We start from the raw sequence: 13,795 nt of genomic DNA, 5'->3' as shown, positions 1-13,795 counted from the left end.
GAACACGCCCGCGCACCTTCAAGAGCACAGACAGGTACTGCTCAGTGCGCCAGGCTGCCAACGCCGCCCAGCAAGTTGGTGACAGGAGCCAGAGGGCTGCTGCCTGATGTGCCGCCGGCCGCGCCGGTCGCGCCGCCCAGCAGGCCGGTGACGGGCGCCAGCGGGTTGGAACTGCCTGCCGCGCCGCCCAGGAGACCGGTCAGGGGCGCCAGCGGGTTGCCACCGCTACCGCCAACGCCGCCCGGCAGGCCGCTGAGGGGGTTGCTGCCCGATGCGCCGCCAGCCGTTGCAACACCGCCGATCGCCGCCACAGTCGCCCCGACGGAGGTGACCACGGGCCCCAGGTTCGACACCACCGGCACACCTGTCCCGGTGATGGTGTTGCCGGCGCCAGCCACGCCACCGCCAACGGTGCCCAGCAACGAATTAAATGGGCCACCCAGGCCGGTTGCGTCGCCGCCGGTTTGCGTGGCACTGGTCAGTTGCGTCGTGACCGGCACGATGGCCGTGCTGAGTTGCTGCGTCACCTGCTGAACCGCGCCCGAAGACAGCGCGCTTCCCAGCATCGTGCCGCCACCAATCACTGCCTGGCCGACCTGCTGCACGCCACCGCCGACCGGCTGGGTGACCGGCGCAAGCGGTGCGCCCGAACCTTGGCCCAGACCTTGCACGAGCGAACCGGCGCTCACCGTAGCCTGACCAACATCGGTCACCACGTTGCCGGTGCTGGCCACCGTCGTACCGACCGGGTTCGGGTTCTGGCCCATCTTGCCAAGACCGGTCTGCACACCCAGGCCGAGGTCGCTGACGGCCTTGCCTGCATTGCCAACCGTGCCGCCAAGGCCGGCCTTGGACTGGTCAGACAAGCCCGGAATATTGGCGTTCTGCAGCGTCGCACCCAGGCTGCTGACCGCCTGCCCCGTAGCGACCACCGTGTTGCCGCCGCCGTTGGCCACCTTGCCAACGGGCGTCACGCCCGTCACATCGTTCGGATTCGCGGTAGGCGAGCTTCCCGAGCCCGAGCCTCCCGAAGAACAAGCCGCCAGCATGAGCGCGGCAACAGCGCAGGCCAATGGTGCAACGCGCATGGAGTGTCGAATGTGAGTCATGGTCCGTCCCCTTCTTGGAATGATGTGTCTTGATGTCTGAGCTCGGTACTGCGGACTGCGGGCCACATTTTGCAAATGGCATGCCAGCGCGTTAGAAACAGTGCTCGGTTTTCAAGGGACAGCGTAGATATTGACTCTGCGGGCCACGCCTCAGGTGTTACCCCAATACAAAGATAGCGCGTTACCCCTGCGAAGTTCGCGTTCCGGACGTTACAACGTAACGTGACACGGAACATATTCATCACCAACATAACCCCGCAAACGGATGGGCGACCCCTACTCAAGTAGGGTGAGTAAATCCCTTATTCTGGTTAATTTTCACAATCCATCCATTTTCTAAGGACCAAACCACGCAAATCAAGATATCTCATTACGGATTGCGTAATGATGGCGGCATGGCACACCGTTTGCAGAGTCCGGCCACCCACATCGACAGTGGGACATTTTCCAGCTTACTAAAGCGGACTTTTAAAACGGGAGATCCATCATGAATAAGAACATCAAGTGCCTGGCCGCCACCATGGCAAGCCTGCTGGTATTGGGCGGTTGCGCAAGCTCAGGCTCCGGCGATCTCGGCGGCTCGTTGGGCGGTTCAAACGGCGGTGGGTCGACCAGCAACGGTGGCGGCGCGACTAACAACGGCAGCGGTTCAACGCCGACGCCTTCGCCCGCACCTTCCCCATCGCCCTCCCCGTCGCCGTCGCCATCGCCCTCCCCGTCTCCCAGCCCGGCTCCGGCACCAGCGCCGCTGACGCCGGCTGGCGCTGTTCTTAACAACGCAGGCGGCATTGTCACAACGGCTGGTTCGACTGTGAGCGGCCTCGGCAAGACCATCGCCACCGCGCCGCTGCCCTCGCAGTTGAGTGGTGCACAAAGCGGCCTCGGCGGTATGGTTGGAAACGCTGGCGCGACGGTTTCGGCGCTGGGCACGGGCGTGCAGGACGGGTTGGGCAGCATCGGCCGCAACGGCAATCCGGTTGGCACCACGGTCGCCAGCCTCGGTAACGTAGTGACGGGCGCCGGTAACACGGTCACGAGCACTGGCACGCTGGTCAACAACCTGGGCACCGGCCCACTGGCGCCGCTGGCTCCAGTGACGACACCGCTGGCAGGCGCGGTCACGCAAGCCGGTCAAGCCGTAGCCAACGGCGGCGGCACGTTGGGCTCGGCCCTGTCGACCGGTCCGGTGGAACAACTCACGCAGCAACTGAGCACGGCCATCGTGCCGCTGACTTCGCAACTCACCAGCGCCACGCAAACGCTGGGCGCAGCCTCAGGCCTGGGTTCGCCGGCTAACACGCTGCTGGGCACGATTGGCGGTGCCGTGGCCAACGGCGGCAATACGCTCACTGCGGCCAATGTTCCGGTTGTCAGCGGGTTGGGCGGTGTGGTGACAGCCACGGGCAACACCGTTGCCGCGCTGGGAGGCGTGGCGTATTCGCCGACGGCAGCGGCGGGTAATCCGCTGGCACCGATCACCGGCGCACTCGGCGGGTTGAGCGGCGGCGCGGGCGGCAGTCCGTTGGGCGCGCTCACCGGTGCCCTGGGCAGCCTGGGTGGCGCGACGGGCGCCAGCAACCCGCTCGCCCCAATCACCGGCGCACCCGGCAGCCTGGGCGCTGCAACCGGCGGCACCAGCAACCCGCTGGGCCCGGTCAGCGCGATCACGGCTCCGGTTGGCGGCGTAGTCACCAGGGTGGGTACCGGCCTGACCTCGGCAGGCGGGGCAACACCACTGTCGCCAGTCACGGGCGCGGTGGGCGGCCTGCTGGGCACGGTGGGCGGCGCACTGAGCGGCGCGCACCACTGATTGGCGATCCACGCATCGGCGGGCCGGCTATCACGCCCGTGCGCCGATGTCGCGTTTCAAACGCAGTGATGCCGCGCAATGCGGCATCACCATTGGGCTTGCTGGCACGCGGCTAGGCACCATCGGTATCTACCTGAGCCGTTGCGTCGCGTGAACGTTCCCTCTATGTGTCTTGTTGTAAAGCACCATGTCTCGCGGTTATCGTTTGACGCAACGCGCGGCTGCACGGCCTCGCGGCACCACAAACGAAAACCACGGAGGAGACACGCGTGCGGACCACCACCATGCGGTTGGCCCTGGCCACAGGCGTAGCACTGACCGGCCCGGCACTGAGCTGGGCCCAGAGCAGCCCGACCCAAGGCAACCCGATCGACACACTGCCCCGCGTCGATACTTCCCGCCCGCCCCAGCAGAAGATTCAGGTGGAAGTGCAGCGGCCGAACCCCGCGCTGGAAAACCTGCTCGCCACACACCTCACGCCCACCAAGTTCCAGATCGAAGGCGTGAAGACACTGCCGTTTCCCGAGATCGCTGCGCACTTCGCGCCGCTGGCGGGGCGCGACATCACCGTCGCGCAACTGCTGCAGGCCGCGAACGACGTGACCAAGCTGTATGCCGATCGCGGCTTCCCGCTCTCGTTTGCTTTTGTGCCGGCACAAACGTTCGAAGGCGGCGTGGTGCGCGTCACCGTGGTGGAAGGCTACGTGGCGCGCATGCGCATCGAAGGCACACCCGGCCCGCTGGAGGGCCGCCTGCGTGAAATCTCGCAACGCCTGATGAATGAAAAGCCCTTGCGCCGCGAGACCTTTGAGCGCGTGACCGGCGTGCTCGCGCAGCAGCCGGGCGTGCAGATCACCGCGACCGTGCAACCGCCCACGACCACCGATGGCGCGAGTGAACTGGTGCTCAACGTCAAGCGCCAGCCGTATACGATCGGCGCGGGCGTCGAATATCGATCGCCGGGGGTGCGGGCGGTCATCACGGGCACGCTCAACAGCCTGACGCCGCTGGGCGAACAGATCAGCGTGTCGACATTGCAACCGCGCGGGCGAGATCACGAAACGTTTTACTCCGCCACGTGGGCGCAGCCGATCGGCACGGATGGGCTGTTGGCCAAGCTCACGTGGTCGCACTATCGCGGCATGCCCGAGAATCTGCCGCTGGAGCAACTGGGCTATCAATCGCGTTACCTGACGGATACGCAGCGGCTCGGGTTGTCATTGAGCTACCCGGTGCTGCTCTCGAACACGCGCAACCTGACGGTGACGGGCACCGTCTATGGCAACGACGACAAGCAACGCTACACGCCTCAGGACGTTGCACTGGCGCAAACGGAGCTGGATACCAAGGTGCGCGTCGCCGGCGCCGAGGTCCTCTATACGGAGGTCAATCCGGGCGAGACACGCCGCGCATCGCTCGGCGTGTACCAGGGGATCAATAGCCTGGGAGCCAGCAAAGCAGCCTCTGCCAATGCCAACAACAATGTCGATCTGGGCTTCCTGCGCACGCGCATCACCGCCAGCGAAGCACACGACTTGCCGCTGGGCTTTGGCGTAGTGGTGTCCGGAGCTGCGCAGTACAGCGGCGCCGTGCTGCCCTCGTCTGAGCAGATCAGCTTTGGCGGACGCTTCTTCGGCCTCGCCTATCCGGCTGGTGAAGTGGCGGGCGACCGGGGCTGGGGCGCGTCGGTTGAACTCAATCGCGCTTTCCCGGTGTCAATGAACTACCTGAAAACCGTGCAGCCCTACGTCTTGTATGACACGGCCAAGGTGTATTCGAATGCGGGCACGCTGGTGCATGACCAGCTTGGCTCGATCGCGCTGGGCGTGCGCTTCTCTGATCGGAAGTACTACACGCTGGACCTCGCCATCGCGCGCCCTGTGGGCGACAAACCGATCAATTCAAGCTCACGCAGCCTGCGATTCAACGCAGCATATACGTACCGGTTCAACTGACACATGCCCTGTATCGTGAACATGTGTAGGAGTTTTTTATATTTTTTATTTTTTCAGCGCTGAAAGTCGCCCATACTCCCCTCTTAGGGGGGGGATACAGTACCGTCGGAATTTGGGAGCATCAGAAGCGGAATGTTAAGTTTTTCCAAAGAGTTGCCGATTACCACTGAAGTCGCGCAGAAAAACAACAATCCTCACAGCGACGGCGGCATCACGCCGCGCCACGCCGACAGCAAGGGACTGCACCCTCAGCCGTCGCAATACGCACCGGGGGCCATCATGCTGCAACGTCTATCGGATGACGCAGAGTTTCATCGACTCGTCGATACCATCTACGAGGCGGTACTTGAGCCTGCGCAGATGCCGATCGCCCTGGCACTGCTCTCTGTCTACGCTGGCGCCGAAAGCGCCCACTATTTCGTCTGGGACAAGCACACCGAAACGCCGCGCCATGGCGTCTCGTCGGGCTGGTGCCAGCACTGCCCGCAGCCAGGCCACTGCAACGCCTTCTGCCAAGACCCGCAATTGTTCAGCGCCAAGGTATCCGAAGAGATGCCTTCGGCGGCCATGACCCTGATCGATACGCCTGACATGTGCGTCACGATGCGCCTGCGCACGCGCGACGACGATGCATCGGAAGTCAGTGCTTCGGAGCGCGAAACCCGCCTGCAGCGCGTGCTGCCGCATCTGCAGCGCGCCGCGCGCATGCAGCAGCGCAATCTGGAGCTCAACGAACTCGCTGCGCTCGGCATGGCCGGGCTGGATACGCTGGACTTCGGCGTGATGGTCATCGAGCGCACCATGCGCGTGAAGTACGCCAACGCCTGGGCCCGCACGATGACAGCAGAAGATGACCGCCTGTCGCTCGATGGCGGCAGGCTGCATTCGGCAGACCACACGCACAACGCAGCACTGCGCAACCTTATCGAACACGCCGCCGGCTCACTCGGTGTGCAAGGCGCGGCCGGTTCGTGGATGTATCTTGCGCGCGATGGCCGTCCGGTGCCCTTCATTGCGACGCCGCTCGCACCCTCCGATGCGATGCGCTCGGCCTGGGCTTCGCCGCTGGCGCTGGTGCTGGTCGGCAACTCCGAAGCCCGCTCGGTCATGGACGCCGGCGTGCTCGCATCGCTGTTCGGGCTGACCAACAAGGAATGCATTGTCGCTGCGCGGCTGGCTGCCGGCGAAACGCTACAGGAGATCGCCGAGCGCGAATTCCTCTCGCTGCACACGGTGCGGGTGCATATCCGCGACATCCTGCGCAAGACCGGCACGCATCGCCAGTCCGAACTCGTGCGCTTACTGCACCTTCTGCCCAGCGTCGATCTGGAACGTGCTGGCGCCGCCACCCCGGCTTCGCGTCGGCGCGGCCGCCTGAATGCCTGACTGACACCTCATCTGACTTCGTTTGATTTGCGACGCCCAATAGCGGGCGTCGAGCCATCCGCGTATACCCGGGTCACGTTTCGGCGGTTTATGCCGATGCATCAAGACAGGCGTGGCGCTGTCATATTCGTTTGATACCGTGCAATAGCGGTGAATGATCCCGACGCATTCTGTGAATAGCGCGCAACAAACACGCCTTTTCACGGCCTGAAGCGACAGCTTTTTGCGCTATCCTCGCCGCAAAACACAGACTTGGCGCTGGTCGTAGATCGGGGGGCCCGCGCCGGATGCGCTCGCATGCATAACGATTTCCATATTGCGCTGCTGCTGTTTGCGTGGGCCAGCACTGGGCTGACCACGTTTGCCGCACTGGACGCTGCGACACGTCTGCCGGGGGGCTCGACGGTCGCAAAACGCCGCAACTGGCGCATGGCCTGCGCGGCCATTCTTGGCATTGGGCTTTGGTCAGGGCTGTGGCTTGGCCAGCTTGGTCTGCATCGGCAGGTCGGCACACTCATATCTGCGCCCATCGCGGCAACACTCATGACAGCGCTGGCTGCGGCGTTGGCAGCTTTCTCCATCGTGTTGCCGGACACCTCGCTCGCCAACGGCGCCCAAGCCCCGCAACGGCGCACCATCGCAATGGGCGCCGTAGCGCTTGGCATCGGGCTGTTGACGATGGAGCTGTATCTGACACGCCCCTGGGTGCATGACGATGCCTTGTCGCTGCGCCGCGCCTTGCTCGGCTGGGGTGGCGGCATGCTCGTTCTTGGCGCAGGCGTAGGCCTGGCGATGTCCATGGCATTTCACACGCCGCCGGCGCAACGGCGCGCGGTCGTGGGCTTGCGCGCGCGCGCCGCAGCGGTGCTGGCAACAACTGCTGTGCTGTCGCTCGCGCTGTGGCCATCTACGGCCCCATGGCCGGCCGACGAGTCGACGATGCATATCGTGCCGGTCATCATGCTCAGCGCCGGCGGCGTGCTGATCGCGCTGGGCCTGCATGCTGTGTTGATGATGCTCGAAACCCGCGTCGACTCTGCACAGGCGCATCTGGAAGCATCGCTGGCGCGCGTGGCAAACCAAACGCCTCTGCCCCAGTTCCACGACACGCTCACGGGTCTGCCGAACCGCCCGCATCTGCGTGAAGCGCTGGAGGCGGCGATCCTGTCGTCCACGCGACGCGGACGTCCGTTCGCCCTTTTCTATCTGGATCTCGACAACTTCGGCCAGATCAACGACCAATACGGCCGCAACGCCGGCGACCGCGTGCTGCAAATCATTGCCGAACGCCTGCGCCAGACCATTCGCGGCGAAGACACCGTGGCCCGCCTGGGGGGCGACGAATTCGGCATTCTGGTTGAAGGATTGGCCCTGCCCGAGGCCGCCGCCACCATCGGCGACAAGCTGCTGTTCCGCCTGCGCGAATCGGTGGAGGTGGAAGGCCGGCGCCTGCGTGCTACTGCGAGCATTGGCGTGGTCGTCCACCCGCACAACGGTGCGACGGCCGATACGCTGCTTGAGCATGCCGACACGGCGATGTTCGACTGCAAGCAATCCACCGGCAACGCTTACCGTTTCTTTGAACCACGCCTGAACACCACGGCGCACCGCGTGCTGCAGATTCAACGTGCGCTCTCGCACGCGGCGCTCAACGGACAGCTCTCCGTGCACTACCAGCCGAAGTACGATGCGCGCACGCAGGCCATGACCGGCGCCGAGGCGCTGCTGCGCTGGAATCATCCGGAACTGGGCGCCGTATCACCTGCGGAGTTCATCCCGCTGGCCGAGCGCACCGGCACCATCGTCGAACTGGGCGATTGGGTGGTCGAAGAGGTCTGTCGCCAGATCATGCATTGGGATGCCATGGGCATGCCGCCCCAACGCATCGCCGTTAATCTTTCACCACGACAGTTCCAGCAACCCGATCTCGTGCAGCGCCTGTCACAGATACTGCATCGCTATCAGGTGGCCGCGCATCGGTTGATGTTTGAGATTACCGAGACGGCGGCCATGCGCGATGCTGACCAGAGCACCGCGGTGATCCGCCAGATCCAGTCGCTCGGCTTTGAAGTGGCCATCGACGATTTTGGCACCGGCTATTCCAGCCTGAGTTATCTGCAGCGTTTTCGCGTCCAGCAGATCAAGATCGATCGCGCGTTCGTCTCTGCGCTCGACGACAACCCGCCCGAGGCCGCCGCCATCATTCGCGCCATCTGCGCGATGGCGCACTCGCTGGACATGACCGTGGTGGCCGAAGGCGTAGAAACCGAAGCGCAAATGCAGGCCCTGGTAAATCTGCAATGCGATCAGGTACAGGGCTATCTGCTGGCACGCCCGCTGCCAGCCAAGGATTTTCAAGGTCTCCTTGGAGTCCAGTACGCCTGAACGCGTGATATTGAATAAGACGGCACATAGAATGCGCTATTTGCATGCATTCAACACAACCTTTCAAGGACCTTTCACCTCATATTCAGGAATATTGGATGAAGGCCCAAGGCGATTGCCGAAGCAATGAAGCGGTCACATAAGAAAAGAATTGTGCACGAATTGCGGAGCGCGTTCACTCCATCGAGTGCAATACAGCCCAATGGCTCTGCATTAGTTCATATGTTTACGACTTCAGCACATCGTGCAAACGTCCTTCCCATGCTCGTTTTCCCAACGCGCAGTGCGGCAGAAAATCCACGCGATTGACACGATGTCTTAACGAAATTCATTTCTCACCTGCAAAGTCGTTATAATGCGCTGGGCTACGGGGAGCGTGCCCTTGTTTCAATTGCAAAGTTGAGGAATCCATAATGCCGACTTACAAAGAAATCGTTCAGAAGATCTCTGAACTGCAGCGCCAAGCCGATGAACTCCGGGCAAATGAACAAGCGACGGTAATCGCTGAAATCAAGCACAAGATCGAGGAATACGGCCTGACCGCCGATGACCTCGGTTTTGGCGCCAAGGGTGCCATGGCCTCGAAGAAGGCCGGCCGCAAGGTCCCGGTGCGTTACCGCGACAACAGCGGCAATACCTGGACGGGCCGTGGCAAGCGTCCGGGCTGGCTGGTCAAGGAGCTGTCGTCGGGCCGGAAGATGGAGGATTTTCTGGTCGCCTGACCTGCGCAGTATTCCGAGCCTGCACAAAGAGGCGCGCCGGAGACCACAAAAGAGAAAGGCCGGCGAATTTGCCGGCCTTTTGCATTCCTGCCCGCAAATACGCGGGGCAGTTACACCTGGAAGCGCCCCACCGCCGTCCGCAGTAATTGCGCCTGCTCTTCCAGCGACAGCGCCGCCGCAGCCGCCTGCTCCACGAGCGCGGCATTCTGCTGCGTCACTTCATCCATCTGGTTGACGGCCTGATTTACCTGCTCGATGCCGGAACTCTGCTCGTCGGATGCCGCAGAAATCTCGCCCATGATGTCTGTCACGCGTTTCACGGCAGTCACCACGTCCTGGATCACCACACCGGCCTCTTCCACCAACGCCGAGCCGTTCTGCACGCGCCCCACCGAATCGCCGATCAGCTCCTTGATCTCCTTGGCTGCGCTGGCTGAGCGCTGCGCAAGGCTGCGCACCTCGCCGGCCACCACGGCAAAGCCGCGGCCCTGCTCGCCTGCACGGGCGGCTTCTACGGCAGCATTCAGCGCCAGGATGTTGGTCTGAAAAGCAATGCCCTCGATCACGCCGATGATGTCGGCAATCTTCTTGCTGCTGTCGTTGATGCCCGACATGGTCTGGACCACACGTCCGACCACCTCGCCGCCCTTGACGGCAATATCCGAGGCGTTAATGGCCAAGGTGCTGGCCTGACGCGCGTTGTCGGCGTTCTGCTTCACGATCGACGTCAACTCTTCCATGCTCGATGCCGTTTCCTCCAGCGATGATGCCTGCTGCTCCGTACGCTGCGACAGATCAGCATTGCCGGCGGCGATCTGCTTGGTGGCACTGGCAATGGAATCGGCCGAGTTCTTGATGTTGCCGATCGTGCCCGTCAGCTCGCGCTGCATTTGCGCCATGGCGTAGAGCATGCTGTCGCGGTCGCCCGAGCGGGTTTCAACCTTTACGGCCAAGTCACCGGCGGCGATACGCCCGGCAATGCTGGCGGCATAGGCCGGCTCGCCACCCAACTGGCGCTGCAGGCTGCGTGTGACAGCCACGACCACGACCGTCATCAACAAACCAATGGTGAACAACAGCCCCAGCGCCTTGACGAGCGACGCATGGAATGCGGTCTCGATGTCATCCATATACGTGCCCGTGACCAGGCACCAATCCCACGGCTGGTAATACAACACGTAGCTCTTCTTGGGCTGCGGCGCGTCGGCGCCGGGTTTGGGCCACAGATAATCGACGAAGCCGCCGCCGCTCTTGCCTGTGCGAGAGATTTCCTCGAATAGGTGATTCCCCGCCGGATCCGTAAAGCCCGACATGTCTTTACCGTTCATTTCGGGTTTGATCGGATGCATCACCATGACCGAGTTGGTCTGGTTGATGCTGAAGTAGCCGTCTTTGCCGTAGCGGACTGTCTTGATGCGTGCGAGCGCCTGGGCGCGTGCTTCGTCGGCGGTGAGCTTGCCGTCTTGCGCCATCTGCCCATAATCCTTGATCAGGCTGAATACGGATTCACTGATGTTCCGCAAATCGCGCTGGCGCTCTTCCAGGCGCAGGGTGCGGGTCTCCCAGGTGCTCCACAGCGTGATCAACAGCAGACACAGCCAACTCAGGACGAGCGGCAGCCACAGCTTCTGACGAAGCGTGAGTCGGTTCATCTTTCCATCCCTCCAAGCGTTTCTTTTTGTCCGCGAACATGGCACAAGTGCTGTTCGCGGCGCTCCCCTGGCGCGATTACACGCGCTCTGTCTGAGCTATCGAACGCACACAGGGAAAACTTGAGTAGGGCAAATACTCAAGTACCTGCCCGTCGGCGGAAAAAGGAAGAAAAACCTCAACGCAACGCGTCGGGATTGATGCTCGGAAGCGTGCCGCTGCCTGCGGGCGCGGCAGCGGTTGTCGATGCGGGTTGAGGTGCAACGGCCTCTGCCGCCGGATGATCGGTGGGCGTCCAGGACTCCCACAAGCCATGGCGGCGCAGCGTTTCGGGTGTTTCAGCAGCGATTGACGTGTCCAACACCGCAACCTCTGCCTGGGCCATCTTTGCGATCACCTCGATATGCGACCCTGCCATGCGCACGGCATGGCCACCAGCGTCGCGCACTGCCACACCGTGCGCGGCAATCTGGCGATAGCTGCCATCCTTGTGCCGCATGCGGAACTCCGCCACGTAGGCCGGCGTGTTGCCATCAACGTGCGCCTGGATGCGATTGAGCACCATCGGCAAATCGTCCGGATACACGAGGCGCAGATACTCGCTGGTACTCGGCCCGATCTCCTTGAGCGTGTAACCGAGCATGGCGGCAAAACGCGTAGAAAACTGCGCAGCGCGCGTGATCAGATCGAACTCCCACAGGCCGACGTCCGCGCCGTCGAGCAGCAGTTGATGGCGCGCAACCAGTTCGGCCTCGCGGCTGCGGTAACTCTGCTCCAGGTCGTTGAGCGCCTGCACGGTTTCCTTACGCAAACGGATTTCGCGGCTGGCAACGGCGGCTGCGGTGTCGCCCATAGCGCGATCCCGATAGCCCAGCAGAAAAGCGGCGAGCACCGTCGCGACCGCGCCCACCCCAGGCAACAACCGCAGCCCTGCCGGCGCGTTGCCGGGCACGGTGGAAAGCGTCGAAAACGAACCTGCCAACGATGCCGTGTACACCGCATCCACCGTCAAGGCGGTGCCGAACAGCACGCTCACAAACAAGCTCACGCCCGGACGACGGACCGCCACCCCGGTGGCGCCCGACCGCGCCGAGAGCGCAAATTGCAGTGCGGCCGCACATGCGGCCGCCGACAACACCATGACGATGCCAAGCAGCCCGGCGTCTTCCCAGGCGGTGGCACTAAAGCTCGTCACCCCCGCCAGCAGCAATACCGCCACCGGCCCACTCACGCTCAGCAACACGCCGAGCAAGATGGCGCGCAGCACACCCGCACGCCCACCGAGCACGCACCACAGCGCAGCCACCGCAAGGCTCCAGCAGAACGAAGCCAGCGTCATCACAAGCACTGCCGTGTCCTCACGCAGCGGCCAATGCACAAGCAACGGCAGCAGCGGCACCGTCCACAATGCAATGGCCGCGAACAGTGCCATCATGACGAGCGGCAGACGCGTGCGCGAAGCCGTGGCGCTGCGCAAGTCATCGAGCAAACGCAGCAGCAAACTGCCCGCACCGCATGCCACAACAAAGGGCAGCAACGCAGGCAACAACGCACGCGCAAGCGTGCCAATCAGGTGAGCGATAAACGCGTCATCCACGACCGAGCATCTCCTGTTGGTTCGCGCTGCTCAATGAACGTCTGGCGATATCTGGCAAATCACCCACGCGTCTGGAAGCCATCCGGATTCATGCTCTGCCAACGCCACGAGTCTTCGCACATGCGCTCGATGCCGTATTGCGCGCGCCAGCCCAACAGCGACGCGGCCAGTGCCGGATCGGCATAGCATGCAGCAATGTCGCCGGGGCGGCGGTCCACAATCTGATACGGCACCGGCTTACCGCTGGCGCGCTTGTAGGCCTCAACAACTTCCAGCACCGAATACCCACGGCCCGTACCGAGGTTGACGGTGAACCCGCGGCGATCACGGCGCAGCGTGTCGAGCGCCGACAAATGCCCGCGCGCCAGATCCACCACGTGGATGTAATCGCGTACGCCAGTGCCGTCGGGCGTGGGCCAGTCACCGCCATACACGGAGAGCTTCTCGCGCTTGCCTACTGCTACCTGGGCAACGTACGGCATCAGGTTGTTGGGAATGCCGCGCGGGTCTTCGCCAATCAGGCCGCTGTGGTGCGCGCCCACCGGGTTGAAGTAGCGCAGGTAGGCGATCTGCCAGGCGGCGCTGGAAATTTCCAGGTCGCGCAGCACCTGCTCGCCCATCAGCTTGGTTTGACCATACGGGTTGGTGGACGACAGCGGAAACGACTCGGTAATCGGTACCGTATGCGGATTGCCATACACCGTTGCCGACGAGCTGAACACGAGCTGGCGCACATTCGCATGCGCCATGGCCGTGCACAGCGTCACCAGCCCGCCCATGTTGTTGTCGTAATAGGCCAGCGGCTTCTGCACCGATTCCCCCACCGATTTGAGCGCCGCGAAGTGGATGACCCCCGAGATCCGGGTGCTGGCAAAGAGATCATCGAGCAGGCGGCGGTCACGCACATCGCCCTGCACGAACTTCGGCGTCTTGGCGGTGATCTGCTCGATGCGCGCGAGCACCATCGAGCTGCTGTTGCAGAGGTTGTCCAGGCCGATCACCTGATAGCCCGCATCCAGCAGTTCAACCCAGGTGTGCGAGGCGATGTAGCCGGTAGCGCCGGTCAGCAGAATGGTTTCTGTCATTGGGTGCGAGGTATCGAGGAAGGAGAGCGTCAGCGTGCCGGTTTGAGCGCGGCATCGTCGTTTTGCGCCGCGTCGACTTGCTCGGCAGCGCGTAAA

Annotated in this window: 9 protein-coding genes; 5 read left to right on the top strand and 4 right to left on the bottom strand. The window is 63.2% G+C overall.

Translation table 11 applies throughout. The features are described 5' to 3' along the window. Window positions 1-41 precede the first annotated feature (41 nt). The gene (locus PSUB009319_RS09835; RefSeq protein ID WP_124382043.1) at window positions 42-1,109 is read right to left on the bottom strand and encodes a collagen-like triple helix repeat-containing protein; all 1,068 of its coding nucleotides are present in this window, start codon (window positions 1,107-1,109) and stop codon (window positions 42-44) included. A gap of 487 nt (window positions 1,110-1,596) precedes the next feature. Between PSUB009319_RS09835 and PSUB009319_RS09830 the strand changes: the two genes are divergently transcribed. The 5 genes from PSUB009319_RS09830 to PSUB009319_RS09810 all read left to right on the top strand — a co-directional run bounded on the left by PSUB009319_RS09830 (window position 1,597) and on the right by PSUB009319_RS09810 (window position 9,367). Then, complete coding sequence (locus PSUB009319_RS09830; protein ID WP_124382042.1) at window positions 1,597-2,919, top strand: collagen-like triple helix repeat-containing protein; 1,323 nt, start codon at window positions 1,597-1,599, stop codon at window positions 2,917-2,919. A 269-nt stretch (window positions 2,920-3,188) separates the two neighbouring features. Next, window positions 3,189-4,874, top strand: a complete 1,686-nt coding sequence (locus PSUB009319_RS09825; RefSeq protein ID WP_124382041.1) for a ShlB/FhaC/HecB family hemolysin secretion/activation protein — start codon at window positions 3,189-3,191, stop codon at window positions 4,872-4,874. A gap of 132 nt (window positions 4,875-5,006) precedes the next feature. Then, a complete protein-coding gene (locus PSUB009319_RS09820; protein ID WP_124382040.1) occupies window positions 5,007-6,260 on the top strand; it encodes a helix-turn-helix transcriptional regulator in 1,254 nt (417 codons plus the stop codon). Window positions 6,261-6,557: 297 nt separating this feature from the next. Further along, window positions 6,558-8,645, top strand: coding sequence for a bifunctional diguanylate cyclase/phosphodiesterase (locus tag PSUB009319_RS09815; RefSeq protein ID WP_124382039.1), 2,088 nt, complete (start codon window positions 6,558-6,560; stop codon window positions 8,643-8,645). A 413-nt stretch (window positions 8,646-9,058) separates the two neighbouring features. Continuing rightward, on the top strand, window positions 9,059-9,367 hold the full coding sequence (locus PSUB009319_RS09810; RefSeq protein WP_124382038.1) for an H-NS family nucleoid-associated regulatory protein: 309 nt from the start codon (window positions 9,059-9,061) through the stop codon (window positions 9,365-9,367). A 110-nt stretch (window positions 9,368-9,477) separates the two neighbouring features. On the opposite strand, the gene PSUB009319_RS09805 is transcribed toward PSUB009319_RS09810, so the two are convergent. The 3 genes from PSUB009319_RS09805 to galE all read right to left on the bottom strand — a co-directional run bounded on the left by PSUB009319_RS09805 (window position 9,478) and on the right by galE (window position 13,699). After that, window positions 9,478-11,019 (bottom strand): methyl-accepting chemotaxis protein, encoded by a 1,542-nt coding sequence (locus PSUB009319_RS09805; protein WP_124382037.1) that lies wholly within the window; start codon window positions 11,017-11,019, stop codon window positions 9,478-9,480. Between the two features lie 176 nt (window positions 11,020-11,195). Continuing rightward, a complete protein-coding gene (locus PSUB009319_RS09800; RefSeq protein WP_124382036.1) occupies window positions 11,196-12,614 on the bottom strand; it encodes a PAS domain-containing protein in 1,419 nt (472 codons plus the stop codon). A 59-nt stretch (window positions 12,615-12,673) separates the two neighbouring features. After that, complete coding sequence (gene galE, locus PSUB009319_RS09795) at window positions 12,674-13,699, bottom strand: UDP-glucose 4-epimerase GalE (protein ID WP_124382035.1); 1,026 nt, start codon at window positions 13,697-13,699, stop codon at window positions 12,674-12,676. Window positions 13,700-13,795 lie beyond the last annotated feature (96 nt).

This window comes from Ralstonia sp. SET104, assembly GCF_003851545.1.
In the GTDB taxonomy this organism is placed as follows: Bacteria; Pseudomonadota; Gammaproteobacteria; order Burkholderiales; family Burkholderiaceae; genus Ralstonia.
This window is presented reverse-complemented; position numbering and strand designations above follow the sequence as displayed.

Excerpts from the sequence above, each read along its gene's own strand:
- PSUB009319_RS09835 (WP_124382043.1), bottom strand. The coding sequence starts at position 1,109 with ATGACTCACATTCGACACTCCATGCGCGTTGCACCATTGGCCTGCGCT.
- PSUB009319_RS09830 (WP_124382042.1), top strand. The coding sequence starts at position 1,597 with ATGAATAAGAACATCAAGTGCCTGGCCGCCACCATGGCAAGCCTGCTG.
- PSUB009319_RS09820 (WP_124382040.1), top strand. The coding sequence starts at position 5,007 with ATGTTAAGTTTTTCCAAAGAGTTGCCGATTACCACTGAAGTCGCGCAG.
- PSUB009319_RS09815 (WP_124382039.1), top strand. The coding sequence starts at position 6,558 with ATGCATAACGATTTCCATATTGCGCTGCTGCTGTTTGCGTGGGCCAGC.
- PSUB009319_RS09810 (WP_124382038.1), top strand. The coding sequence starts at position 9,059 with ATGCCGACTTACAAAGAAATCGTTCAGAAGATCTCTGAACTGCAGCGC.
- PSUB009319_RS09805 (WP_124382037.1), bottom strand. The coding sequence starts at position 11,019 with ATGAACCGACTCACGCTTCGTCAGAAGCTGTGGCTGCCGCTCGTCCTG.
- galE (WP_124382035.1), bottom strand. The coding sequence starts at position 13,699 with ATGACAGAAACCATTCTGCTGACCGGCGCTACCGGCTACATCGCCTCG.